This window comes from Aureivirga marina (genome assembly GCF_015767265.1).
GTDB lineage: Bacteria > Bacteroidota > Bacteroidia > Flavobacteriales > Flavobacteriaceae > Aureivirga > Aureivirga marina.
Map to the genome: position 1 here is coordinate 464,583 of NZ_JADPIB010000001.1, position 22,019 is coordinate 486,601.

The window sequence follows — 22,019 nt, forward strand, 5'->3', positions numbered from 1 at the left end:
ATTTCTTCAATAAAATAAGTGTTAGCTTAATTGAATTTTCCATTTAAAAAGCACTAATCTCTAATTTTACAATAAACAACGATTTCCCTTTAATTATTTCCAAATTATAATTGTTTGGATAAATCAAATCTAATTGCTTTCTAATATTTAATAAACCAATTGAATTTTTACTTTCATTTAAAGTTTTGATTTCAGAAATTGTGTTAGAAATTTGAAATTCAATTCGATTATTTTCTGTTTTTAATACAATTCTAATTTTCGGCGAACCACTATCCTCTCCTGCTCCATGTTTAAAAGCATTTTCAACCAAAGAAAGTAAAATCAAAGGCGCGATAGAAATTGGTTGTTTAATATCTTTTTCAAAAATCACTTCTAATCGTTCATCATAACGTAATTTTTCTAAAGAAATATAATTTTCAAGTAGCGTAATTTCAGAAGAAATCGAAACGGTTTCACTATTACAACGATATAAAATATGATCTAAAATTGCAGATAATTTCTCAATAACTTCAGGAATTTTAGGCGATTTTTCAATTGCTAATAAATAAATATTATTTAATGTATTGAACAAAAAATGTGGATTTAATTGTGACTTTAAAGCATTCAATTCTGCAACAGATTTTTCCTTTTCTAAATACAATCTTTTCTCTTCATTCTTCTTAAAATACAAGACAAATTTCACCAAAAGAAAAATAAAAACAGGCATGTAAATCGCAGGGAAATATTTCATCACTAAAACTTTCCAATCTGTCATAATTTCCATTAGTGATTCTTGCGTAAATTCCCCTTCTCTAACTAGTGTTTCAGCAACATGAACAATTAAAACTCTACCATAAGCTGTGAAAATATAAAAACTCGCAATTAAGAGAATGTAAAATATTAAATATCGCTTTTGAATGTATAAATATGGAATCAGAAAAAGGTAGATAAAATAAGCTCCGATTAAGGAAGGAATTAATGTAAAAAAGTCATAAACCATAATACTTAAAAATGGTTCTTCAGTATGAATACCATAATCTTTAATCACATCCAAAAGATACACGGAAATCCAAAAAACGATGTCAATCATCCATTTTGAATTTGTAAAACGATTATATATTTCTGTTGTTTTTATCAATTTTCTACTTTTTATTAGAATCTTTATTCAAAATTAGTTCTAAATCTAATTTAAAAATCATTCAAAGATAAATTCCTCGAAAAAAATGCCGAATACTATAAAATCATCGACGAATTTGCGTTTTTCTATTTTTTTTAAAATTGGACGATTTTAAACGTTCATTTGTCGATTTTCCAAATTCTATTTTTCTTTTTGTTTCACATTTGCAACAGTTAAATAAAGAAAAAACGTAAACATGAACCATAAAATATTACTAATTATTTTTGCTTTTCTTTTGAGCAATATGCTCTTTTCTCAGAAGAAGAGCAATGTCACAATTAAAGGAAAAATTGTAGAAAAAACGACACAACAACCTCTTGAAATTGCAACTGTAACGATTTTTAATTACAATAATGAAACAATTATTACAGGAGGTGTTACCGATGAAAAAGGAGAATTTAAATTTAAAATTCCAACAGGAACTTATGATATTAAAGTAGAATATCTTGCTTTTAAAGATGTTTTTATCAATGATCGAAAAATTAACCAAAACACCACTTTAGAAACAATTTTATTAGAAGAAAACTCTGAAGTTTTAAATACTATAGAGATTACAGCCGAAAAATCTTCGATGGAATATAAATTAGATAAGAAAGTTTTTAATGTTGGAAAAGATATTATTTCAAAAGCTGGTTCTGCAATCGATATTTTAGAAAATGTTCCTTCTGTTGGTGTGGATGTTCAAGGAAATGTAAGTTTAAGAGGAAATTCTGGTGTAAATATTCTAATTAATGGAAAACCTTCTGTTTTAACTTCAAATGGAGGTTTGGATCAAATTCCTTCAGAAAGTATTGAAAAAATTGAAGTAATAACAAATCCATCTGCAAAATATGAGGCACAAGGAACTGCCGGAATAATCAATATTGTATTAAAGAAAAATAAAAAATCAGGATTGGCTGGTTCTGTAAAATTAGAAGGTGGATTTCCTGAAAATAATGGAATTAATTTGAATGTAAATTACAAAACAGAAAAATTCAATATTTTCTCAAATCTTCGTTATCGTTTGCAAACAGTTGAGCCAAGAGAATCTTTTGAAAGAACAAATTTTGTAAATGGTGTTCCTATAAGTTTCCAAAATATGGACACTGATTTAGAAAGAAGTAGATCGAATTATAATATTTATGTTGGTGGAGATTATTATTTTAATGATAAAAATACTATTTCGCTTACATACACAAGAAATCGAAATGACAATGAGAGAAACTCTACTTTTTTATTCTCTTCATTTAATGAAAATAAAGAATTAACTGATGTTTATAGAAGAATTGAAAAATATGAAGAGCCACAAACGTACAATCAATTAGAGATTGATTATTTAAAAACCTTTAATAAAAAAGGAAAAAAACTTCGAATGAATTTACAATATGATTTTTGGAATGATGATGAAAATGAATCGATTATTGCACAAACAATTGAACCGATAAATCCAGAAATTGATCATATTACAAGTAGAGATATTGAAAGCAGTAAAGATTTATATTTTCAAACAGATTTTGAAACTCCTTTTGGTGAAAAAGGTGGATTGGAAATGGGTGTAAAAGGACAATATCGAAGAATTCGTAGTAATTATAATGTGATGGATAATGGAGAATTAGTAGAACAATTCACAAATTTATTCAAATATAATGAAGGAATTTACGGAGCGTATATACAATACAAAAACAGTAAAAATAAATTCAAATATTTACTTGGTTTAAGAACGGAAATCTCAAATATTGAAATTTTAGATCAAAAGAATATTTTTGACAGAACAAAAAATTATATCAATCTTTTCCCAACTGTACATTTAACATATCAATTTACAGAGAAAAACAATTTACAGTTAAGCTATAGCAAACGAATTTCACGACCAGGATTCTGGCAACTGAATCCTTTTGGTGGAATCTCAAACAACCAGACAATTTTTGGTGGAAATCCAGATTTAGATCCGATGTATACAAATATGTTTGAACTTGGAAACCTTTGGAGAGTTGGAAAATTTCAATTAAATCCTTCAATTTATTTCCAACATACAACAGATTTTGTCACTTTTATCACTTCTGAATTACCTGATGGAAAATTATTCACTTCGCCTGTGAATTTAGATACAGAAGATCGAATTGGAGCTGAGATATCCATCAATTATAGTCCTTTAAAATGGCTTAGATTATCATCTGAATTTAATTATTATCAATTCAACCAAAAAGGAGATTATAACAATGTTTCTTATAGTTCGAAAAATGATAGTTGGAATTCAAAAATCAATGCTCGTATGCGTTTGCCAAAGAAAATTTCTTTTCAAATTTCTACAGTTTTTCAAGGAAAAAGAGAAAATGTACAAACGACAGTGGATGCAATGTCTTGGACAAGTTTAGGATTAAGTAAAGATTTTTTACATGATAAAATGTCGTTTTCATTATCTGTGTACAATGTATTCGATTCAAGAATTGAAAAAAGATATGTTACAGGTGAAAACTTCCAAATAAATTACGACCAAACCAACAGTGGAAGAAGAATTAGTGGAACATTAACTTATAGATTTAATAGAAAGAAAAACGAAAGAGATAGATTACCAGACTAGATTTGTTTTATAAATAATTATTTAAATTATATCATGTAAAACCGAATATTCTAATGGAATATTCGGTTTTTTAGTTTGAAATCTCAAAACTTCCATTTTCAAAAGTATTATAAAATGGAATTTGGTGTTTTTTACATGTTTTAGTCCAATTTTTGACATAAAATCTAGAATTTGAACCGTCAAAAATTATGAATTTTGGTTCTTGTTCTTGAATTAATTTTTCAAAATTAATCTTTGGATTTTTTTGCATTAAAAGAAAATCTGGTTTTAATTTTTTCTCCACCAAATATGGTTTATTTATAATTAAAATCTTTTTATCCTTCCAAAAATAAAGCGGATTTATCGAATCAACATGTTGATGATTTTCTATTTTAAAATTGGTTTTATATTCTTGAATAATTGGAATTTCTTTACCAAAAGTTTCTAAATTTTTCTCTTGTAAAAAGCCAAAACAACTGGTTTTATATTTATGAAAAACAATAAACTTGGAAGAAGATTCTTTTGAGAATTCCTGTTGAAAAAAAGCAATTTGAACAAAGAAAATAATTAATAAAACAGCAAAAGTTGTTTTGTATGTTTTTTTACTATAAGAATAGATAAAAATGGAAATTAATAATGCATAAAAAAGAATTAAATCAAGAGAAGAAAAAGAAATATTTGTAAATACAAAATGCTCTTTAGAAGCAAAAAAAGCAATGATTTCATTCATAAATTCAATCAATTTTTCATAAGTAATTGAAAGGAAACTTTTCTCAGAATAAAACAACAATGAAATCAATAAAATTAAGCCAAAAGCGATGACAATTTCCAATAGAAAAAGAACTAAAATATTTGCAAGAAAAAACAATGCGCTAAATTGGTGAAAATAAAATAAACTAATTGGTAAAATCCCGATTTGAGCAGCAACTGAAACAGAAAATAAATCCCAAATTTTAGAGAATATTCTTTGTTTTGGTTTATATAATTTATCAATTATAGGTTTTAAAATTACGATGGAAATTACAGCGATATAACTTAATTGAAATCCAACTTGAAAAAGCCAAAAAGGATTGATTAATAATAAAATGAAATAAGAAATAGTAATAGATTGAAAAATAAAAGTAGTTCGAGATAAATTTAATCCAATTGCAATTACAGAAAACATTGTTACAGCTCTTGTCACAGAAGGACTAAAACCAGTAACGAAAGCGAAAAACCACAAAAACGAAACTTGAAGAATTACTTTTACGACTTTTGTCTTTTGATTTTTATTTAAAAAGAAGAAAATTTTCTCTAATAAAAAAAGTAAAATTCCGATGTGTAATCCAGAAATAGCTAAAATATGAATTACACCAGCATATGTATAATTTTGATATAATTCTTTTGAAATATCTTGTTTTTCTCCAAGAAAAAGAGCTTTTGTAATTGCAAAAACATCATTTGGTAAATTTAAATTTTGTAATCTTTCAATGATTTTATTTCGAAGATTACTTGCTGAAAAAATAGAAGAGTTTTCTTGTAAAACTTTAGAATTTCCAGAATTTAATTTTATATCGTAAAAAATTTGTTTCTTCTTTAAAAATCCAACATAATCAAACCCAAAAGTATTTTTCTGTAATAACTTTCTAGGCTGTGCTTTACTTATAATAACCGTATTTTCTTTTAAATTCGGAAAAATTGTATCTGTATAAATCAGAATTTTTCCAGATGTTTTAAACTGGTTACATCGTATTATTTTTCCATAATATCTTTTCGCAAATTTTGTTGGTTTTAAAACTTCAAGAATTTCAATTTCGGAAGTATTTTCTTCCTGTAAAGAATTAGCAAAATAACTTTTTTGATTTTCATTTTTTTGAAGAGAAATATTTAAAAATCCGATAGAAATACATAGTAAAAAAGCAAAAACAGAAAACCAATTTGAATTTGAAAAACACATTGGCTTTGAAATTTTTATATGTATTAAAAACACAGAAATTAAAAGGAAAATTAGAATTCCAAATTGATAAATTATTGGAAAATTATAATAGAAACCTAAGACTAAACCAAAGGTATAGAACAAACTTATGTACGCAGGTACATAACTCATCATTTTTTTCATAAAGTGCAATTTTTCAGTAATTTATAAATTATTCTTTTATTTCAAAAAGGAATAAATGAAAAATTCTAATTCACTGTTTTTAAAAAGGTTTTTAGGTAAAATATTTCAAAAGAAATTGAATAAGAAGACTATAACAAAGCTTTAAAACAAAATTGTATTTATTTTTGTAAATTTGCAATCCAAGAAAATAGAAGAAATGTTAGACAAGTTACAAATAGTAAAACAACGTTATGATGAAGTATCAGATTTGATCATTCAACCTGATATTATCACAGATCAAAAACGTTATGTTAAGCTTAATAAAGAATATAAAGACTTAGGTCAAGTTGTTGAAAAAGCAAATGAATATGAATCTTTATTAGCAAACATTGAAGAAGCCAAAGAAATTATTGCAGATGGTTCAGATGCTGAAATGACGGAAATGGCGAAAATGGAATTAGAGGAAGCAAATGCTAGAATTCCACAGCTAGAAGAAGAGATTAAATTCATGCTGATTCCTAAAGATCCTGAAGATGCGAAAAACGTAATTGTTGAAATTCGTGCAGGAACTGGTGGAGATGAAGCAAGTATTTTCGCAGGAGATTTATACAGAATGTACACTAAATATTGTGCTAGTAGAGGTTGGAAAGCCGAAGTAGAAGATTTGAGTGAAGGAACTTCTGGTGGATTTAAAGAAATTATTTTCAGTATTACTGGTGAAGATGTTTATGGTGATATGAAATTCGAATCTGGAGTTCACCGTGTACAACGTGTTCCACAAACAGAAACACAAGGACGTGTGCATACTTCTGCTGCAACTGTAATGGTTTTACCAGAAGCAGAAGAATTCGATATCGATTTAAAAATGAGCGATATTCGTATTGACTACTTCTGTTCTTCAGGACCTGGAGGTCAGTCGGTAAATACAACTTATTCTGCCGTTCGTTTAACGCATATTCCAACTGGAATTGTTGCACAATGTCAGGATCAAAAATCGCAACATAAGAACAAAGATAAAGCGATGAAAGTATTACGTACACGTATCTACGAGCAAGAATTAGAGAAAAAGTTAGCAGAAGATGCTGCAAAACGTAATTCTTTAGTTTCTTCAGGAGATAGATCTGCAAAAATTCGTACATACAACTATCCACAAGGTCGTGTAACTGAACACAGAATTGGATTAACGCTTTACGATTTAAGTAATATTATCAATGGTGATATCCAAAAAATCATTGAAGAATTGAAGCTTACAGAAAACACAGAAAAACTAAAAGAATTAGGAGAAGTTTTATAAAACTCTATTTTCTTTTCAACATACAAAAAGCTCAAATATCTAAGATGTTTGGGCTTTTTCTTTGTTTAAATTTTGGAGCTTCCCTTTTCCTCCGACAAGCTACAAAAAAGGTCGGGCTATCCGCTATATCTTTTATTCCGTTCCTCCACAAAAGGATGTCGCTTCTATCCCTAAGCCATAGAAAAATTCATCAACTTAAAAACACAATTACTTTTTAAACAAAAAAAATCCTAGATTTTCATCTAGGATTTTCCTTATATATATAAGCAAGAAGTTAAAAATTTATTTTACTTTATCTACGATAGCTTTGAAAGCTTCTGGGTGATTCATCGCTAAATCTGCAAGAACTTTACGGTTCAATTCGATGTTGTTAGCTTTTACTTGTCCCATGAACTTAGAGTAAGACATTCCGTATTGACGAGCACCTGCATTGATACGAGTGATCCATAAAGCACGGAAGTTTCTCTTTTTGTTTTTACGGTCTCTGTAAGAATATAACATTCCTTTTTCAACCGCGTTTTTAGCTACTGTATAAACATTTTTTCTTCTTCCAAAGTAACCTTTGGCTTGCTTCAAAATCTTTTTTCTTCTAGCTCTTGAAGCAACAGAATTTACTGATCTAGGCATAATTTTAAATTGTTTTTTGTAATAGGCGAATTATAAGTTTAATTTCTTGAAGCACTATTACAGGGTTAATAAATTACCGTAATTAACTATAAATTACTTTAAAGTTAATTGTTGTTTAATGTTAGCCTCATCTGACTTATGTACTAATGCAGCATGAGTTAACTTTAATTTACGCTTCTTAGACTTTTTTGTCAAGATGTGACTTTTAAAAGCGTGCTTTCTCTTAATTTTTCCAGAACCTGTAAGCTTGAAACGCTTTTTGGCACTAGATTTAGTCTTCATTTTAGGCATCTTCTGTCCTTATTTTAAGCTTGCTTATATACTATTTCTTTTTAGGAGCTACGTACATAATCATACGTTTACCTTCTAATTTAGGCATTTGCTCCACTTTTCCGTATTCTTCTAAATCTTGCGCTAATCTTAATAATAAGATTTGTCCTTGATCTTTGAATATAATTGATCTACCTTTAAAAAACACAAAAGCTTTAAGTTTCGCTCCATCTTGTAAAAACTTGATGGCGTGTTTTTTCTTAAATTCATAGTCATGTTCATCTGTTTGTGGTCCAAATCGAATTTCTTTAACAACTACTTTTGTCGCTTTCGATTTTAACGCTTTCTCACGTTTCTTTTGTTCGTAAAGAAACTTTTTGTAATCAATAATTTTACAAACAGGTGGTACTGCTTTTGGTGAAATCTCTACTAAATCTAGTTCTTGCTCTCTAGCAAACTCTCTAGCTTTTTCGATTTTGTATACACCAACTTCTACGTTATCTCCAACTAAACGTACTTCAGGAACATATTTTATTTTTTCATTAATTCTATGCTGTTCCTCTTTCTCTACTCTCCAAGGTCTTCTTTGACCTCTTTTTTTATTTAATGCTATGACTTAAAAAATTTAAAATTAAACTTTAAAACTGTTCTAATGAATTCTGAATTTCAGATTTGACTAAAGATACAAAATTTTCGATAGTATAAACTCCTAAATCTCCTTCTCCATGTTTACGTACAGAAACTGTCTGTTCTTTCTCTTCATTTTCTCCAACAATCAACATGTAAGGAATCTTATTTACTTCTGCATCTCTAATCTTTCTTCCTGTTTTTTCACTTCGATCATCAATCAGGGCGCGAATTTCGGAATTTTCTAGCAAACTAGAAACTTTTTCCGCATATTTTTGATATTTTTCACTGATTGGCAGCAAGATAACTTGTTCTGGAGTTAACCACAATGGGAAATTTCCTCCTGTATGTTCAAGTAAAATTGCTGTAAATCTTTCCATAGATCCGAAAGGTGCTCTATGAATCATTACTGGTCTGTGTAGTTGGTTATCTGAACCTTTGTATGATAAATCAAAACGCTCTGGTAAGTTGTAATCTACTTGAATTGTTCCAAGTTGCCAACTTCTTCCTAAAACATCTTTTACCATAAAATCTAATTTTGGTCCATAGAAAGCTGCTTCACCATATTCTACTACAGTGTTTAATCCTTTTTCTTTTGCAGCATTCATAATAGCATTTTCTGCTTTTTCCCAATTTTCATCAGAACCAATATATTTTTCTTTATTTTCTGGATCTCTTAAAGAAACTTGTGCAGTAAATTTATCAAAACCTAAAGCTTTGAAAACATAAAGTACTAAATCAATAACTCCTTTAAACTCTTGATCTAATTGATCTGGAGTACAGAAAATATGTGCATCATCTTGTGTAAAACAACGAACTCTCGTCAATCCATGTAATTCTCCACTTTGCTCATATCTATAAACTGTACCAAATTCTGCAAAACGCTTTGGTAAGTCTTTATATGAATAAGGTTTTGTATTATAAACCTCACAGTGATGTGGACAGTTCATCGGTTTTAATAAGAATTCCTCATTTTCTTTTGGCGTATGAATTGGCTGGAAACTATCTTCACCATATTTCTCATAATGACCAGAAGTAACATAAAGCTCTTTTTGTCCAATATGTGGTGTAACAACCATTTCATATCCTGCTTTCTTTTGTGCAGCTTTTAAGAAATTCTCTAAACGCTCACGAAGTGCAGCACCTTTTGGTAACCAAAGAGGAAGTCCTTGTCCTACTTTTTGAGAAAATGTAAATAGCTCTAAGTCTTTTCCTAATTTACGGTGATCTCTTTTCTTTGCTTCCTCTAACATTTCTAAATACTCTTTAAGCATTTTTTGTTTTGGGAAAGAAATTCCGTAAACACGAGTTAACTGCGTATTTTTCTCATCACCTCTCCAGTAAGCTCCTGCAACACTCATAATTTTTACAGCTTTAATAATTCCCGTGTTTGGAATGTGTCCTCCACGACATAAATCTGTAAAATTCGAATGATCACAGAAAGTAATATCTCCATCTGTTAAGTTTTCAATTAACTCAACTTTATATTCGTTTCCTTGTTTTTTATAAAAATCTAAAGCATCTGCTTTTGAAACTTCTCGCATCTCGAAAAGATATTTACCACGAGCAATTTCTAACATTTTATCTTCTATTTTTTTGAAATCTTTATCTGAAATTGTTTCACCTTCTAAATCAATATCATAATAAAAACCATTATCAATAGCTGGTCCGATTGTTAATTTCGCATCTGGATAAAAATGTGTGATTGCATCTGCTAATACGTGTGCTGATGAATGCCAAAAAGCTTTTTTACCTTCATCATCGTTAAACGTATACAAAGTTAAACTTCCGTCCGTGGTCAATGGTGTAGAAGTTTCAATGGTTTTTCCATCAAATCTTGCAGATATTACGTTTCTTGCAAAACCTTCGCTAATATCTTTTGCAACTTCCATTGCTGTAACCCCTTCTTGGAATTCTCTAACTGAACCGTCTGGTAGTGTAACTTTAATCATATATGTTTAAATTTAATGAGTGCAAAGATATTAGTTTTCCTAATTTTTACCAATAGATTTTTTAATAGGTATATTATTTTTAAGTAAATTATATGCTTTTTAGCTTTTTTACATAAAAAAAACAGTCGTAAAATTGACTTTACAACTGTTTTCAACTAAAAATATTTTCTATTTATCCTTCTTTTTTATCTTGTAAAGCAAATACTTTTTTCAATAAATCTGAAGTTCTTTCTTTTACATCTGCTCTAATTTTCTCTTCTTCAACAGCAATCATTTTATAAACTCCTTTTAAAGCTTCATTCGTCACATAATCTGTTAAATCCGGATTAATATCATTTGTTAAAGGAATCGCATTGTATTTCGTAATAATTGTATTCCAAATATCATTCGCTCCAACTTTATCAAATGATTTTTGAATAATTGGCTTAAATTTCGTGTATAATGGTGATTCTGTTTTTGCTTCTAAATAAAGTGTTGCAGCATCTTTATTTCCTAAAAGAATTTTCTTCGCATCTTCAAAAGTCATTTCTTTAATTGCAGAAACAAAAATTGGTGTTGCTTCTTTCACTGCTTCTGAAGCTGCTTCATTTAATTTCATCACACCTTTGTCCGCTATATTTCCTAAACCAATATCACGCAACGTTTGATCTACTTTTTTTAAATCTTCTGGTAATTGAATTTTCGCAAGTGGATTATTGTAAAATCCATTTTCCATTGCAAGTTTACTTACCTCAACTTTTACACCTTTTTCTAAAGCTTCTTTTAAACCATTTCCAATTTGCGCACTAGTTAACGCTTGAGGCTGTGTTAAAATATCTGAAGGCAAATTATTTGCTACTTGTTGTAATTCTGCACACGAAAAAAAAGAAAGTGTCAATGCCATAACACCAACTTTCACCATATGTTTTTTCATATTATTTGTTTTTGTTAACTGGTTTAAATGTATCTGATTTTTTATCATAGCCATAAGGACAATGTCTACAACCGCTTTTACAACAATATCCTCTTTTCAAATGATACTTTTCTGTAAAAACCTTATATCCTTCTTTCGTTAGATAAAAATCTTCTGGTTCTAATTTAGGTAATCTTTTAAAATCCATTTCTTTATTTATAAAAAAACCTCGAAAAATCGAGGTTCTCTTTTTTTATTTTTTTGATTGACCAGGTGGATATTGTTTTAAAATTTCTGCAACAAACTCATTAATTTGTTGCGTTTTCTTTTCTGGATTTGAAGTCGTTTCTGAAATCGCTCCTTGTCCAACTCCTTGCCAAATCAATCGATATTTTTCAGCATCTATAAAATCAATAAATAAGGTTCCAGTAGTAGATTCTGTAACTTGTGTGCTAGGCCATCCACCATAAAAACCTCCATAATACCAAGGATACCATCCGTAATAACCATAACCATACCAACCAAAATTATTCTGGTACACATTTACATCTTTTCTTGCTTTTGTAAAAATACTCACTAACATATCTGGATTTTCAGATTTTGTCATTCCTTTTGCAATTAAGTTATCTTCAATTGCATGTAGGATTCTTCTTTTATCTAAATCTGAAATCTTTGCTTTATCAATTCCTTTTTTATCAAAAGCAAATGTTTTGTAATTCGTAAAATTTACAGAAGTATCATAGTCTTCGCTTACTTGAATTGAAGCACAAGAAACTACTGAAATGGCTAATACAATACCTAATATATATTTTATAACTCTCATATCTTTTATTTTTGAATTAATTCTATTTCTTATAAAATATCATTCATAAAATCTATTTCAATCGTAAATTATATATCGGCAGTTTTATTTATCAATTAAAATAAATCTTCTAACAAATGATCTTCTACTGTGTTCGGCATCGTCACTTTTAAGTTTGGCTCTACCTCCATTGCTCTTTCAATTGCAAAGTTAGCTTCTTTGTTTCTTGCCCAACTTCTTCTTGCAATACCATTGTTCACATCCCAGAATAACATGCGTTTCAGACGAGTATCAGCCTCTTTCGAACCATCAAGAACCATACCGAATCCTCCATTGATTACTTCTCCCCATCCTACTCCACCTCCGTTGTGGATAGAAACCCAAGTTGCTCCACGGAATGAATCACCAATTACATTGTGAATCGCCATGTCAGCTGTAAATCTTGAACCATCATAAATATTTGATGTTTCTCTAAAAGGAGAATCTGTTCCAGAAACATCATGATGATCTCTTCCTAAAACAACAGTTCCGATTTTTCCTTCTGCAATTGCATTATTGAAAGCTTCTGCGATTTTCATTCTTCCTTCTGCATCTGCATAAAGAATTCTCGCTTGTGAACCTACAACTAATTTATTCTCTTGCGCTCCTTTAATCCAACGAATATTATCTTCCATTTGCTGTTGAATTTCTGCTGGAGATTTCTTTTTGATTTCTTCTAAAACTTCACAAGCAATGGCATCAGTTTTAGCTAAATCTTCTGGATCTGCTGAAGCACAAACCCAACGGAATGGTCCAAACCCATAATCAAAACACATTGGTCCCATAATATCTTGCACATAAGAAGGATATTTAAAATCTCTTCCATTTTCTGCAAAAATATCTGCTCCCGCTCTACTCGATTCTAATAAGAAAGCATTTCCATAATCAAAGAAATAAGTTCCTTTTGCTGCATGATTATTTACTGCTGCTGCATGTCTTCTTAAAGTTTCTTGAACCTTTTCTTTAAATAATTCTGGTTCATTAGCCATCATTTCATTAGCTTCTTCAAAAGAAACTCCAACTGGATAATATCCTCCAGCCCATGGATTATGTAATGAAGTTTGATCTGAACCTAAATCAATATAAACACCTGCTTTATCGAAATGTTCCCAAACATCTACAATATTTCCTTGATAAGCAATAGAAACAACTTCTTTATTCTCTTTTGCTTTAAGAACTCTCTTCGTTAATTCGTCTAAATCAGAAATCACTTCATCAACCCAACCTTGAGAATGACGAGTATGTGTAGCTTTTGGATTTACCTCAGCAACTACAGAAACACATCCTGCAATATTTCCTGCTTTTGGCTGTGCTCCACTCATTCCCCCTAATCCTGAAGTAACAAATAATTTTCCTGCTAATCCTTCTCCGTCTTTTGAAATTTTTCTTCCAGCATTTAAAACTGTAATAGTTGTTCCATGTACAATTCCTTGTGGACCAATATACATATAACTTCCTGCCGTCATTTGTCCATACTGTGTTACTCCTAAAGCATTAAATTTTTCCCAATCATCTTGTTTTGAATAATTCGGAATCATCATTCCATTAGTAACAACAACTCTTGGAGCTTCTTTATGAGAAGGAAATAATCCCATTGGATGTCCAGAATACATTACTAAAGTTTGCTCATCTGTCATTTCTGCTAAATATTGCATTGTTAACAGATATTGCGCCCAGTTTTGGAAAACTGCTCCATTTCCTCCATAAGTAATTAATTCATGTGGATGCTGTGCAACTGCATAATCCAAATTATTTTGAATCATGTGCATTATTGCTTTGGCTTGTTCTGATTTCCCAGGATACTCTTCAATTGGACGAGCATACATTTTATAATTTGGACGATAGCGATACATATAAATTCTACCATAAGTTTCTAACTCATGAGCAAAATCTTTCGCTAAAACTTCATGTTGTTCTTTATCAAAATAACGTAAAGCATTACGAATTGCTAACTGCTTTTCTTCTTTAGATAAAATGTCTTTACGTTTTGGTGCATGATTTATAGAAGTATCATAAGGTTGTTCTGCTGGAATTTCCTTTGGAATACCTTGTAATATTTGTTCTTTAAATGTCATATTTAAATTCTTTTTTAAGGGTTTTCAAATTTACAAGTTTTTATTTAGCTGAAAAACCGATACTTCAAAGTTTATTTTTCAAAAGGACTTTCCATTCCCATCGCTTTCGGATCCATCATTGTATATGCTTCTGAAACTTCAAAAACTTTATCTTCTAATTTTTTCTCTTCAACAGACTCTAAGCTCACTTTCATCTTCATTCCATCCACACTTGTTGTGTATTCTAAAGGCATTCCATTCACTGGAACTAAAAACACATTAAATTTATTTGGTAATTCTTCTGTATACCATAATTCAACTTGATTTCCATCTTGATTAAAAGTTACTTTTTTAGCTTTATATCCTTTGATGACTCTAGTTTCTTCCGAAAATTTTAAATCTACTTTATCCACATCCATTTTTTCTTCTTTTAAATCGAACTTCATTCCCATTTTTTGTCCGTTCATATCTAAAAGCATACTCAATTCTTCTTTTTTATTATCTGCAATAAATGTTTGCATTCCTCCCATCATTTCTTGCTCAATCTTGAACATTTCTCCTTTTCTATAAGCTGTAGAAAATTTTGGCAATTGATCTTTGTAAGCCATCATTTCTTCTGGCAGGTGTAAATATTCAAATTTATACACTAAAATTCCTTCAAAATCTTTTTGTGCCTTAACTTCATTTACATTTAAAAAACTAACTGCAAATAATAAGAATACGATAATTTTTTTCATGATTCTGCTTTTTAAAAATTCAATTTAAGTTACTTCTTTTTCAAGCAAAAAGTAGAATCAAAAATGTTATTTAAAACCCAAAACTAAATTAAGAAATACTTAATCCTCCATCTACATGAATCGTTTGTCCTGTAATCCAAGAAGCCTTTTCGGAAAGTAAAAAACAAGCAGCATTGGCAATGTCTTCTACAGAACCAATTCTTTTTAAAGGGTGCATTTCTGAAGATTTTTTAATTTTTAAATCATTATTTAGCAATTTTTCTGCGAGTGGTGTTTTTGTTAAAGAAGGAGCAATTACATTGACTCTAATTTTCGGTGCATATTCCACAGCAAAAGATCTGGCAAATCCTTCAATAGCACTTTTTGCTGCACTAATACTCGTATGAAAATTCATTCCTTTTGTCGCTGCAATAGAACTAAAAAAAACCATACTTGCATTTTCTGGTTTCAATAATTTTGGAAGAATTATTTGTAAATTTTCAATCATAATCAGAAAATTTATGTTTAAATCAGCTTGAAAATCATCAACACTCAACGTTTTAAAAGGTTTTAAATTGATACTTCCAGGGCAATACACAAAACCATCTAACGAATCAGGAAGTAAATTTGGATTGATTGTTTGTCGTTCTACATCCAAAGAAAGATGTGTAATATTTTTTGTTTCTTCAATTGTTCTTGAAGCAACAAAAACATTATTTTCTTTCTTTAAAATAGCTGCGATTTCTTTTCCAATTCCGTGTGATCCTCCGATTATTAGATAGTTTTTCATGATGTATTTTTTTAATTGTCAATATTTCCCAAATAATTCTTCAAGTTTTTTAACTCTAAATTCAAAAATGTCTTCCAATTGTTTTTTTACAAAAATTCCATGAGCTGCTTTTCCTAAAATTCCCATTGGAAGATCGTAATCTACAATATCAATCACTTCAACTCCACCTTCAATTTCTTTAAAAAAATGTTTGTGATGCCAAAATTTATAAGGTCCGAATCGCTGTTCATCAACAAAATAATATTTATCCTCAACATGCGTAATTTCCGTCACCCAATTCATTTTGATTCCTAAAAAAGGGCTTACTTTATATTTAATAATTTGCCCAGAAAACATCTCTGTATCTGCACCGTAAACTATTTTAAATTTCAAACTATCTGGCGTCATTCCTTCCAAGTTTTTTGGACTAGAAAAATACTTCCAGCAAGTTTCTAAATCGATTGGTAATTTTTGTGTTCTTTTTAATCGATACATTTTTCCAATTTTATACTATTAATTTACTTCTTTTCTTTAGCTTAAAAAAGTCTAATTTTAAACTTTTTAGATAAAAAAAGCGAAATGTTTTATATTACATTTCGCTTTTTAATTTTTTGTTTATTTTTTTATATTAAATCAATTTCAACAACATAACCTTCATTGCTTCGAATATTGAAAACTGTTCCATCTTCAAAAATTAAATATTGTCCTTTGACTCCCATTAATTTTCCAGAATAAGTTGGTGTTTTTTCAAGATTTAAGCTTTTTACTTTTGTTGGATATTTCTCCACAGGATAATTTAATGTAATTACTTCTTGTGCTTCTTCTGAAAAATATTCTTTTACTTCCTCTGGTAAAACTTCTTTAATTTTTGGAAGTTCCGCAGTCAAATCAGCTTCAATCACTTCGTTTTTCAACATTTTTCGCCAATTTGTTTTATCTACATATTTATCTTTTAAAGCAACTTCCGTAATTCCTGCCAAATAACGATTCGGAACTTCAATAATCGGAATTGCTTTTGAAGCTCCTTGATCAATCCAACGTGTTGGAATTTGTGATTTTCTAGTTACTCCAACTTTCACACTTGAAGAAAGCGCCAAATACACAATATGTGGTTGTAATTGTGCTTTTTTCTCATAAGCCAAATCACGATCTTCGATATCCAAATGTGCTTTACTCAATTCTGGTTTCATAATCCAATCCGCAGCTTGTGGAATTTTATAGAAACAATCGTAACAAAATCCTTGACGAAATATTTTTTTATTCTCTCCACAATTCAAACATTTATACTCTTTGAACCTAATTGTAAGTTCTTTATCTAACAATTGATTTAAGTTCAAAAAATCATTCTCCATGTCTAAATAATACTGAATTTTCGAGTCAAATTCAGTTGCCATTTTTTTTAAAACACCTTGGTATTGCATAAAAGATTTTTACTAATTTTAAACTTGGATAAAGATAAGCAAATTAAGATGCCAGTACCTATAGTAAATTCTATTATTTCATGGATATTGAAAAAAAGAATTCACCAAATAGAACTTTTTTTAAAATATCCGAATGAGGTTCAGCAAGAACTACTTATGAAATTATTGAAGAAAGCAAAATCGACAGAAATAGGAAAAATGTATGATTTTGATTCTATAAAATCTATAGAGGAATATAAAAAAAGAGTTCCGATACAACAATATGAAAGTATCGAACCTTTGATAGAAAAAACGCGAAAAGGAGCTCAAAATGTATTTTGGCCTTCCAATATTACGTGGTTTGCAAAATCTAGCGGAACAACAAATGCAAAAAGTAAATTCATTCCTGTAAGTAAAGAAGCAATTGAAGATTGCCATTTTAAAGCAGGAAAAGATATGTTGTGTTTATACATTAACAACAATCCAGAAGCGCAATTATTCACCGGAAAAAGTTTGCGTTTAGGAGGAAGTAGTGCAATTTATGAAGACAATAATTCTTATTTCGGAGACTTGTCTGCAATCATTATAGAAAACCTTCCTTTTTGGGCAGATTATAGTAGCGCACCAAAACAAGAAGTTGCTTTGATGAGTGAATGGGAATCAAAAATGGATGCCATTATTCAAGAAACAATGAATGAAAATATCACAAGTTTGGCTGGAGTTCCTTCTTGGATGTTGGTTTTATTACAACGTGTAATGGAAACAACTGGAAAGAATTTTATTTCTGAAGTTTGGCCAAATTTGGAGGTTTATTTTCATGGTGGTGTAAATTTTCAACCTTATAAAAAGCAATATGAACAATTAATTCTGAATGAAAATTTTCAGTTTTATGAAACGTATAATGCTTCTGAAGGATTTTTTGGAATTCAAGATTTAAATAACAATGATGAAATGTTATTGATGTTGGATTATGGAATTTTCTATGAATTTATTCCAATGGAAAAATTTGATGGTGAAAATTCAGATACAATTTCTTTGGATCAGGTGGAATTAAATAAAAATTATGCTTTAGTAATCTCGACAAATAGCGGACTTTGGCGTTATTTGATTGGTGATACTGTAAAATTTACTTCTTTAAATCCATATCGAATTAAAATTACAGGAAGAACAAAACATTTTATCAATGTTTTTGGAGAAGAATTAATTATTGAAAACACGGAAGAAGCTTTACAATATGCTTCGCAAAAAACAGAAACAGAAATTGTAGAATATACAGTTGCGCCGATTTTTATGTCTGAACAAAATAAAGGTGGACATGAATGGATTATTGAATTTAAGAAGCAACCTTCAGATTTAGACGAATTTTCTTTGATTTTAGATACAAAATTAAAAACTTTGAACTCTGATTATGAAGCAAAGAGATATTTAAACATGACATTAGACGCTCCTAAAATTCATGTTGCAAAAGAAAAATTATTCTATCAATGGTTAAAAAATAAAGGAAAACTCGGCGGACAACATAAAGTTCCTAGGCTTTCCAATAGTAGAATGTTTTTAGAAGAATTATTACAAATCAACGGACATTCTTTTTAGACGAAATCTTATTTTTATTTTTCATAAAGCTTATTTACAGATTGTTTTGATTTGTAAGTGAGCTTTTTTCATTTTAAAAATATATATTTAGCGAAAAATTAAAATTGAAATGAAAAAACTCTACTTGTTTTTAATGATTTCTATTGTTTTTAGCTCTTGTCAGAATAAAGAGCAAAAATTAATGGAAAGTTTTCTTGAAGACGAAACCGAATATTCTTTTAAGAAAATCAATAAAGGTTTGTTTAAAATTATTAAATCTCAAAAAGAGAAATCCTTAACGCTAAAAGAATGGATGTACTCGTATAGAGAGGAAGTCGAAACAAAGCTCGATAAAAATTTAACATTGGAAGAGGTTTTAGAGTTAAAAACTTATTTTTTGAATAAAATAGATAAGGAAGGCTGGAAAGGTTTTTTTAATGAAAACCCAAATTTTTCTTTTTTAAAATCAAATATTTCTGAAAATTCTAAAAGATTACTTTTAAAAGATAAATTATTATCCTTACCTCAATATGAATTTGATTATGATTTCAATTTTTGTGGTCTTACTACTTATGAATCTGCATTGGTAAAAAAAAGCTCCGATAAGAATTTATCTAACAAATTTATAGCTCGGAATGCAAACATTTGTTGGGAAAAAAACTGTACTCCAAAATTGAAACATTTTGATAGAAAATGGATTGAAACTCCTCTAACTAGGACAAATTCTTTCTATAAAGTTAATTTGAAAAATATATCGAAAGGAACTTATACTTTTTCAGGAAAGCTGTTTCTCTATACGATGGATGGTAAAATAGAATTTCCTTTTGAAGAACAAATTCAAATTAAATAATGCTATGAAAACAAAATGTTTAAAATTCTTTGTTATAATTATTTTTCTAATGCTATGTTCTTGTAATCGAAATTTAGAAGAAAGAAAAGAAATCATCAGCTTTTTTTCTGGAAAAATAAAAGAGAGAAAAATTGAAGCTTTAAGAGAAATTAATCATTTAGCAATAAGGGCGAATGAACAACCTAATGAATTTAAAGCATTGTATGAAAATGAAAATAGGATTTACAAAAAATATATTGAGTCTTTAGATTCTGAAAATATTGATGAAAAAGAAAAAAGGCGAATTTTTGATTTGTATACGAGTTTTTTTGAGGAAACAAAGCTTCCTAGAAAACGAAACTTCAATTCTTTAGATGAGCTAGCTGAATTAGATGATCAAGTTATTATTTTGAAGCTTAAATTAGATGTTTTCAATGCTTTTTTAGAAAACCGTATTTTTAGAACTTATTCTCTTAAAAAAATAGAAGAATTAGTGAATGAAAATCAAAGAATTTTGTTGCATTCTTATAAATTACCAGATAGCACGTATGTGGTTTTAGTAGAGAATGATGATTTGTCTTTATTAAAAAGAAATCACCTGTCTTATATAGAAGATAATGTACATTTAGTACTTGAAAACCTAGAGAACAGTTCAGGTGAAAATATTTTGGAAAAGATGAAAATTGAAATTTCTGATTTAAGAGGAAGTTACAATATTCCTTCTAACCTTCCTGATGATTTAGAGTTTTGTTATGATTGTATGACATGTCAGTATGAAGATGATTTTTCAAAAGATAAAATTCATTTAGTTATTGAACAAAATAATTAGTTATGAAGATATTTTTAAAACTATTGTTACTTTCGGTTATTTTGGTTTCTTGTCAGAATAAAGAGGAAAAATTAATTAAACAATTTTTGGAGGAAGAAATCAAAAATTCAAATTATGATTTAAATAAGTTTTTATTAAAATCGATTGATTATAAAAATGAAGAAAAACTAAAAAACTTAACTGATTTTAAAGAAAAAATAAATTCTGTATTTTCCAATAATTCAGAGTTAGATTTATATTCTCAAAAAGAATATTTTATTAATTTAATTAAAAATCAATCTTCAAAGAATTTTAAAAATGAACAAAACTTTGATTTTTTAGATAAAGAACTATCTGAAAATTTTAAAAAGCATTTATTAAAAATTCGATTATTAGCACTTTACAAAAAAAATAATTTTAGACTATTTACATTTTGTGGATTAAGAATAGAGAATCTAAAATATTCAAAATATAAAATTGATGAAAAAGATTTTCTTGGAATTGAAATGAAATATTCCAACATATTAGATCATGACATGTCTTTTTATTTTTTAAATAGCAAAAAAGATTCTATAAAAGCAACTATAGAAAAATTTAGTTCTTTCTCAAAAATCTATTTAAATAATCTAGAAAAAGGAAATTATAAGGCATCTGGGAAAATTACTTTTTATACGTTTAAAGATAAATTTGAAATCCCTTTTCAAGAACAATTCACAATTGATTAATCTATGAAACAAAAATTATTTAAACTATTTATTTTTCTCTTTTCAATCTTATATTTTTCTTGTAAAAACAATGATATTCAAAATGAAGAACTTGTCACTTTTTTCTCTGAACAATATGAATTAAGAAAGGATGAAACTTACAATTCATTGGAACAATTAAAAGTAAAATCAAAAGAACAACCTAATCAATATTCTGTTGAAAAAGAAGAAGGTTTAAAGAAAAAATATATTGAAAAATTAGATATACAAGATCCTCTTTTGGAAGATAAAGAAAGAGCTTTTCGATTATATACAGATTTTTTTGAAGAAACTAAATTCCCAAGAAAAACAATTTTTAAAAACTTAGAAGATTTTGAAAATCTAGATAAAAGATTGGTCATTTTAAAATTAAAATTAGATGTAATGACAGCTTTTTATCAATATTTAGATTCGATTCATTATCATAAATATTATTCCTCTTTTAGAAATATTGAAAAAATTGTGGCTAGTAATCCAAAAATCGAATCTAAATTAATCAAAGATGAGAATGAAAACCATATGTTACTTTTAGGAAATGACAAAATATTTTTAGAATCTTTTACACGTTTTGTTTCCATTGATAAAATCGAAAACCAAAAAGAAGAAATTAAAAATCCAAAGGTTCAAATTTCAAATGTAATTGGACATGGATTTATCCCTTTAGATTCTCTTCCAAAAGGAAAACATCAATTAAAAGGAAAAGTGACTATTAAATCCGAATCTACTCAATTTGATTATGAATTAGATACAATTTTAGAGGTAAAATAATTCAAAATCTTTAATTTTTAAAAGAATTCAACTACAATTAAACTAATAAAATTGATTCCTCTTTCCATATCTTACTGAATATTGT

Annotated in this window: 21 protein-coding genes; 7 read left to right on the plus strand and 14 right to left on the minus strand. The window is 28.6% G+C overall.

All coding sequences use genetic code 11. The annotated features are described in order from the left end of the window. Positions 1–43: 43 nt before the first annotated feature. Positions 44–1,117, minus strand: a complete 1,074-nt coding sequence (locus tag I1A51_RS02130) for a sensor histidine kinase (protein ID WP_231373938.1) — start codon at positions 1,115–1,117, stop codon at positions 44–46. A gap of 235 nt (positions 1,118–1,352) precedes the next feature. On the opposite strand from I1A51_RS02130, the gene I1A51_RS02135 reads away from it, so the two are divergent. Beyond that, positions 1,353–3,716, plus strand: a complete 2,364-nt coding sequence (locus I1A51_RS02135; protein WP_196890720.1) for a TonB-dependent receptor domain-containing protein — start codon at positions 1,353–1,355, stop codon at positions 3,714–3,716. A gap of 70 nt (positions 3,717–3,786) precedes the next feature. On the opposite strand, the gene I1A51_RS02140 is transcribed toward I1A51_RS02135, so the two are convergent. Next, on the minus strand, positions 3,787–5,793 hold the full coding sequence (locus I1A51_RS02140) for a ComEC/Rec2 family competence protein (protein WP_196890721.1): 2,007 nt from the start codon (positions 5,791–5,793) through the stop codon (positions 3,787–3,789). A 196-nt stretch (positions 5,794–5,989) separates the two neighbouring features. On the opposite strand from I1A51_RS02140, the gene prfA reads away from it, so the two are divergent. Beyond that, positions 5,990–7,066: a peptide chain release factor 1 gene (gene prfA / locus I1A51_RS02145; RefSeq protein ID WP_196890722.1), complete on the plus strand. Its 1,077-nt coding sequence runs from the start codon at positions 5,990–5,992 to the stop codon at positions 7,064–7,066. 282 nt (positions 7,067–7,348) lie between these two features. Here the strand turns inward: prfA and rplT are convergent, their stop codons facing one another. The 12 genes from rplT to I1A51_RS02205 form a co-directional block, all read right to left on the minus strand. Then, the gene (gene rplT, locus I1A51_RS02150; protein ID WP_196890723.1) at positions 7,349–7,693 is read right to left on the minus strand and encodes a 50S ribosomal protein L20; all 345 of its coding nucleotides are present in this window, start codon (positions 7,691–7,693) and stop codon (positions 7,349–7,351) included. A 93-nt stretch (positions 7,694–7,786) separates the two neighbouring features. Next, complete coding sequence (gene rpmI / locus I1A51_RS02155; RefSeq protein ID WP_196890724.1) at positions 7,787–7,984, minus strand: 50S ribosomal protein L35; 198 nt, start codon at positions 7,982–7,984, stop codon at positions 7,787–7,789. 31 nt (positions 7,985–8,015) lie between these two features. Continuing rightward, complete coding sequence (gene infC, locus I1A51_RS02160) at positions 8,016–8,576, minus strand: translation initiation factor IF-3 (RefSeq protein ID WP_317192834.1); 561 nt, start codon at positions 8,574–8,576, stop codon at positions 8,016–8,018. A gap of 25 nt (positions 8,577–8,601) precedes the next feature. After that, the gene (gene thrS, locus I1A51_RS02165) at positions 8,602–10,542 is read right to left on the minus strand and encodes a threonine--tRNA ligase (RefSeq protein ID WP_196890725.1); all 1,941 of its coding nucleotides are present in this window, start codon (positions 10,540–10,542) and stop codon (positions 8,602–8,604) included. A gap of 172 nt (positions 10,543–10,714) precedes the next feature. Beyond that, on the minus strand, positions 10,715–11,455 hold the full coding sequence (locus I1A51_RS02170) for a DUF4197 domain-containing protein (RefSeq protein WP_231373940.1): 741 nt from the start codon (positions 11,453–11,455) through the stop codon (positions 10,715–10,717). A gap of 1 nt (position 11,456) precedes the next feature. Next, the gene (locus tag I1A51_RS02175; protein ID WP_196890726.1) at positions 11,457–11,642 is read right to left on the minus strand and encodes a DUF5522 domain-containing protein; all 186 of its coding nucleotides are present in this window, start codon (positions 11,640–11,642) and stop codon (positions 11,457–11,459) included. A 45-nt stretch (positions 11,643–11,687) separates the two neighbouring features. Further along, a complete protein-coding gene (locus I1A51_RS02180) occupies positions 11,688–12,257 on the minus strand; it encodes a DUF4136 domain-containing protein (protein WP_196890727.1) in 570 nt (189 codons plus the stop codon). Positions 12,258–12,352: 95 nt separating this feature from the next. Further along, the gene (locus I1A51_RS02185) at positions 12,353–14,350 is read right to left on the minus strand and encodes a urocanate hydratase (RefSeq protein WP_196890728.1); all 1,998 of its coding nucleotides are present in this window, start codon (positions 14,348–14,350) and stop codon (positions 12,353–12,355) included. Positions 14,351–14,421: 71 nt separating this feature from the next. Further along, on the minus strand, positions 14,422–15,066 hold the full coding sequence (locus tag I1A51_RS02190) for a DUF4412 domain-containing protein (RefSeq protein WP_196890729.1): 645 nt from the start codon (positions 15,064–15,066) through the stop codon (positions 14,422–14,424). 88 nt (positions 15,067–15,154) lie between these two features. Further along, the gene (locus tag I1A51_RS02195; protein WP_231373941.1) at positions 15,155–15,835 is read right to left on the minus strand and encodes an SDR family NAD(P)-dependent oxidoreductase; all 681 of its coding nucleotides are present in this window, start codon (positions 15,833–15,835) and stop codon (positions 15,155–15,157) included. An 18-nt stretch (positions 15,836–15,853) separates the two neighbouring features. Further along, complete coding sequence (locus I1A51_RS02200) at positions 15,854–16,309, minus strand: SRPBCC family protein (RefSeq protein WP_196890730.1); 456 nt, start codon at positions 16,307–16,309, stop codon at positions 15,854–15,856. 128 nt (positions 16,310–16,437) lie between these two features. Beyond that, on the minus strand, positions 16,438–17,235 hold the full coding sequence (locus I1A51_RS02205; protein WP_196890731.1) for a DUF2797 domain-containing protein: 798 nt from the start codon (positions 17,233–17,235) through the stop codon (positions 16,438–16,440). A 48-nt stretch (positions 17,236–17,283) separates the two neighbouring features. On the opposite strand from I1A51_RS02205, the gene I1A51_RS02210 reads away from it, so the two are divergent. The 5 genes from I1A51_RS02210 (at position 17,284) to I1A51_RS02230 (ending at position 21,934) form a co-directional block, all read left to right on the plus strand. After that, positions 17,284–18,807 (plus strand): GH3 auxin-responsive promoter family protein, encoded by a 1,524-nt coding sequence (locus I1A51_RS02210; protein ID WP_196890732.1) that lies wholly within the window; start codon positions 17,284–17,286, stop codon positions 18,805–18,807. A gap of 109 nt (positions 18,808–18,916) precedes the next feature. Then, positions 18,917–19,636 carry a hypothetical protein gene (locus I1A51_RS02215; protein WP_196890733.1) on the plus strand — a complete coding sequence of 240 codons (720 nt, stop codon included), beginning with the start codon at positions 18,917–18,919 and terminating at the stop codon, positions 19,634–19,636. Between the two features lie 4 nt (positions 19,637–19,640). Then, a complete protein-coding gene (locus tag I1A51_RS02220) occupies positions 19,641–20,444 on the plus strand; it encodes a hypothetical protein (protein WP_196890734.1) in 804 nt (267 codons plus the stop codon). 2 nt (positions 20,445–20,446) lie between these two features. Then, positions 20,447–21,148, plus strand: coding sequence for a hypothetical protein (locus tag I1A51_RS02225; RefSeq protein ID WP_196890735.1), 702 nt, complete (start codon positions 20,447–20,449; stop codon positions 21,146–21,148). Positions 21,149–21,151: 3 nt separating this feature from the next. After that, the gene (locus tag I1A51_RS02230; protein ID WP_196890736.1) at positions 21,152–21,934 is read left to right on the plus strand and encodes a hypothetical protein; all 783 of its coding nucleotides are present in this window, start codon (positions 21,152–21,154) and stop codon (positions 21,932–21,934) included. Positions 21,935–22,019: the final 85 nt, after the last annotated feature.

Bases quoted from the DNA above. Each gene is read 5' to 3' on its own strand.
- I1A51_RS02135 (WP_196890720.1), top strand. From the start codon at position 1,353: ATGAACCATAAAATATTACTAATTATTTTTGCTTTTCTTTTGAGCAAT.
- I1A51_RS02140 (WP_196890721.1), bottom strand. From the start codon at position 5,793: ATGAAAAAAATGATGAGTTATGTACCTGCGTACATAAGTTTGTTCTAT.
- prfA (WP_196890722.1), top strand. From the start codon at position 5,990: ATGTTAGACAAGTTACAAATAGTAAAACAACGTTATGATGAAGTATCA.
- rplT (WP_196890723.1), bottom strand. From the start codon at position 7,693: ATGCCTAGATCAGTAAATTCTGTTGCTTCAAGAGCTAGAAGAAAAAAG.
- rpmI (WP_196890724.1), bottom strand. From the start codon at position 7,984: ATGCCTAAAATGAAGACTAAATCTAGTGCCAAAAAGCGTTTCAAGCTT.
- thrS (WP_196890725.1), bottom strand. From the start codon at position 10,542: ATGATTAAAGTTACACTACCAGACGGTTCAGTTAGAGAATTCCAAGAA.
- I1A51_RS02170 (WP_231373940.1), bottom strand. From the start codon at position 11,455: ATGAAAAAACATATGGTGAAAGTTGGTGTTATGGCATTGACACTTTCT.
- I1A51_RS02175 (WP_196890726.1), bottom strand. From the start codon at position 11,642: ATGGATTTTAAAAGATTACCTAAATTAGAACCAGAAGATTTTTATCTA.
- I1A51_RS02180 (WP_196890727.1), bottom strand. From the start codon at position 12,257: ATGAGAGTTATAAAATATATATTAGGTATTGTATTAGCCATTTCAGTA.
- I1A51_RS02185 (WP_196890728.1), bottom strand. From the start codon at position 14,350: ATGACATTTAAAGAACAAATATTACAAGGTATTCCAAAGGAAATTCCA.
- I1A51_RS02190 (WP_196890729.1), bottom strand. From the start codon at position 15,066: ATGAAAAAAATTATCGTATTCTTATTATTTGCAGTTAGTTTTTTAAAT.
- I1A51_RS02195 (WP_231373941.1), bottom strand. From the start codon at position 15,835: ATGAAAAACTATCTAATAATCGGAGGATCACACGGAATTGGAAAAGAA.
- I1A51_RS02200 (WP_196890730.1), bottom strand. From the start codon at position 16,309: ATGTATCGATTAAAAAGAACACAAAAATTACCAATCGATTTAGAAACT.
- I1A51_RS02205 (WP_196890731.1), bottom strand. From the start codon at position 17,235: ATGCAATACCAAGGTGTTTTAAAAAAAATGGCAACTGAATTTGACTCG.
- I1A51_RS02210 (WP_196890732.1), top strand. From the start codon at position 17,284: ATGCCAGTACCTATAGTAAATTCTATTATTTCATGGATATTGAAAAAA.
- I1A51_RS02215 (WP_196890733.1), top strand. From the start codon at position 18,917: ATGAAAAAACTCTACTTGTTTTTAATGATTTCTATTGTTTTTAGCTCT.
- I1A51_RS02220 (WP_196890734.1), top strand. From the start codon at position 19,641: ATGAAAACAAAATGTTTAAAATTCTTTGTTATAATTATTTTTCTAATG.
- I1A51_RS02225 (WP_196890735.1), top strand. From the start codon at position 20,447: ATGAAGATATTTTTAAAACTATTGTTACTTTCGGTTATTTTGGTTTCT.
- I1A51_RS02230 (WP_196890736.1), top strand. From the start codon at position 21,152: ATGAAACAAAAATTATTTAAACTATTTATTTTTCTCTTTTCAATCTTA.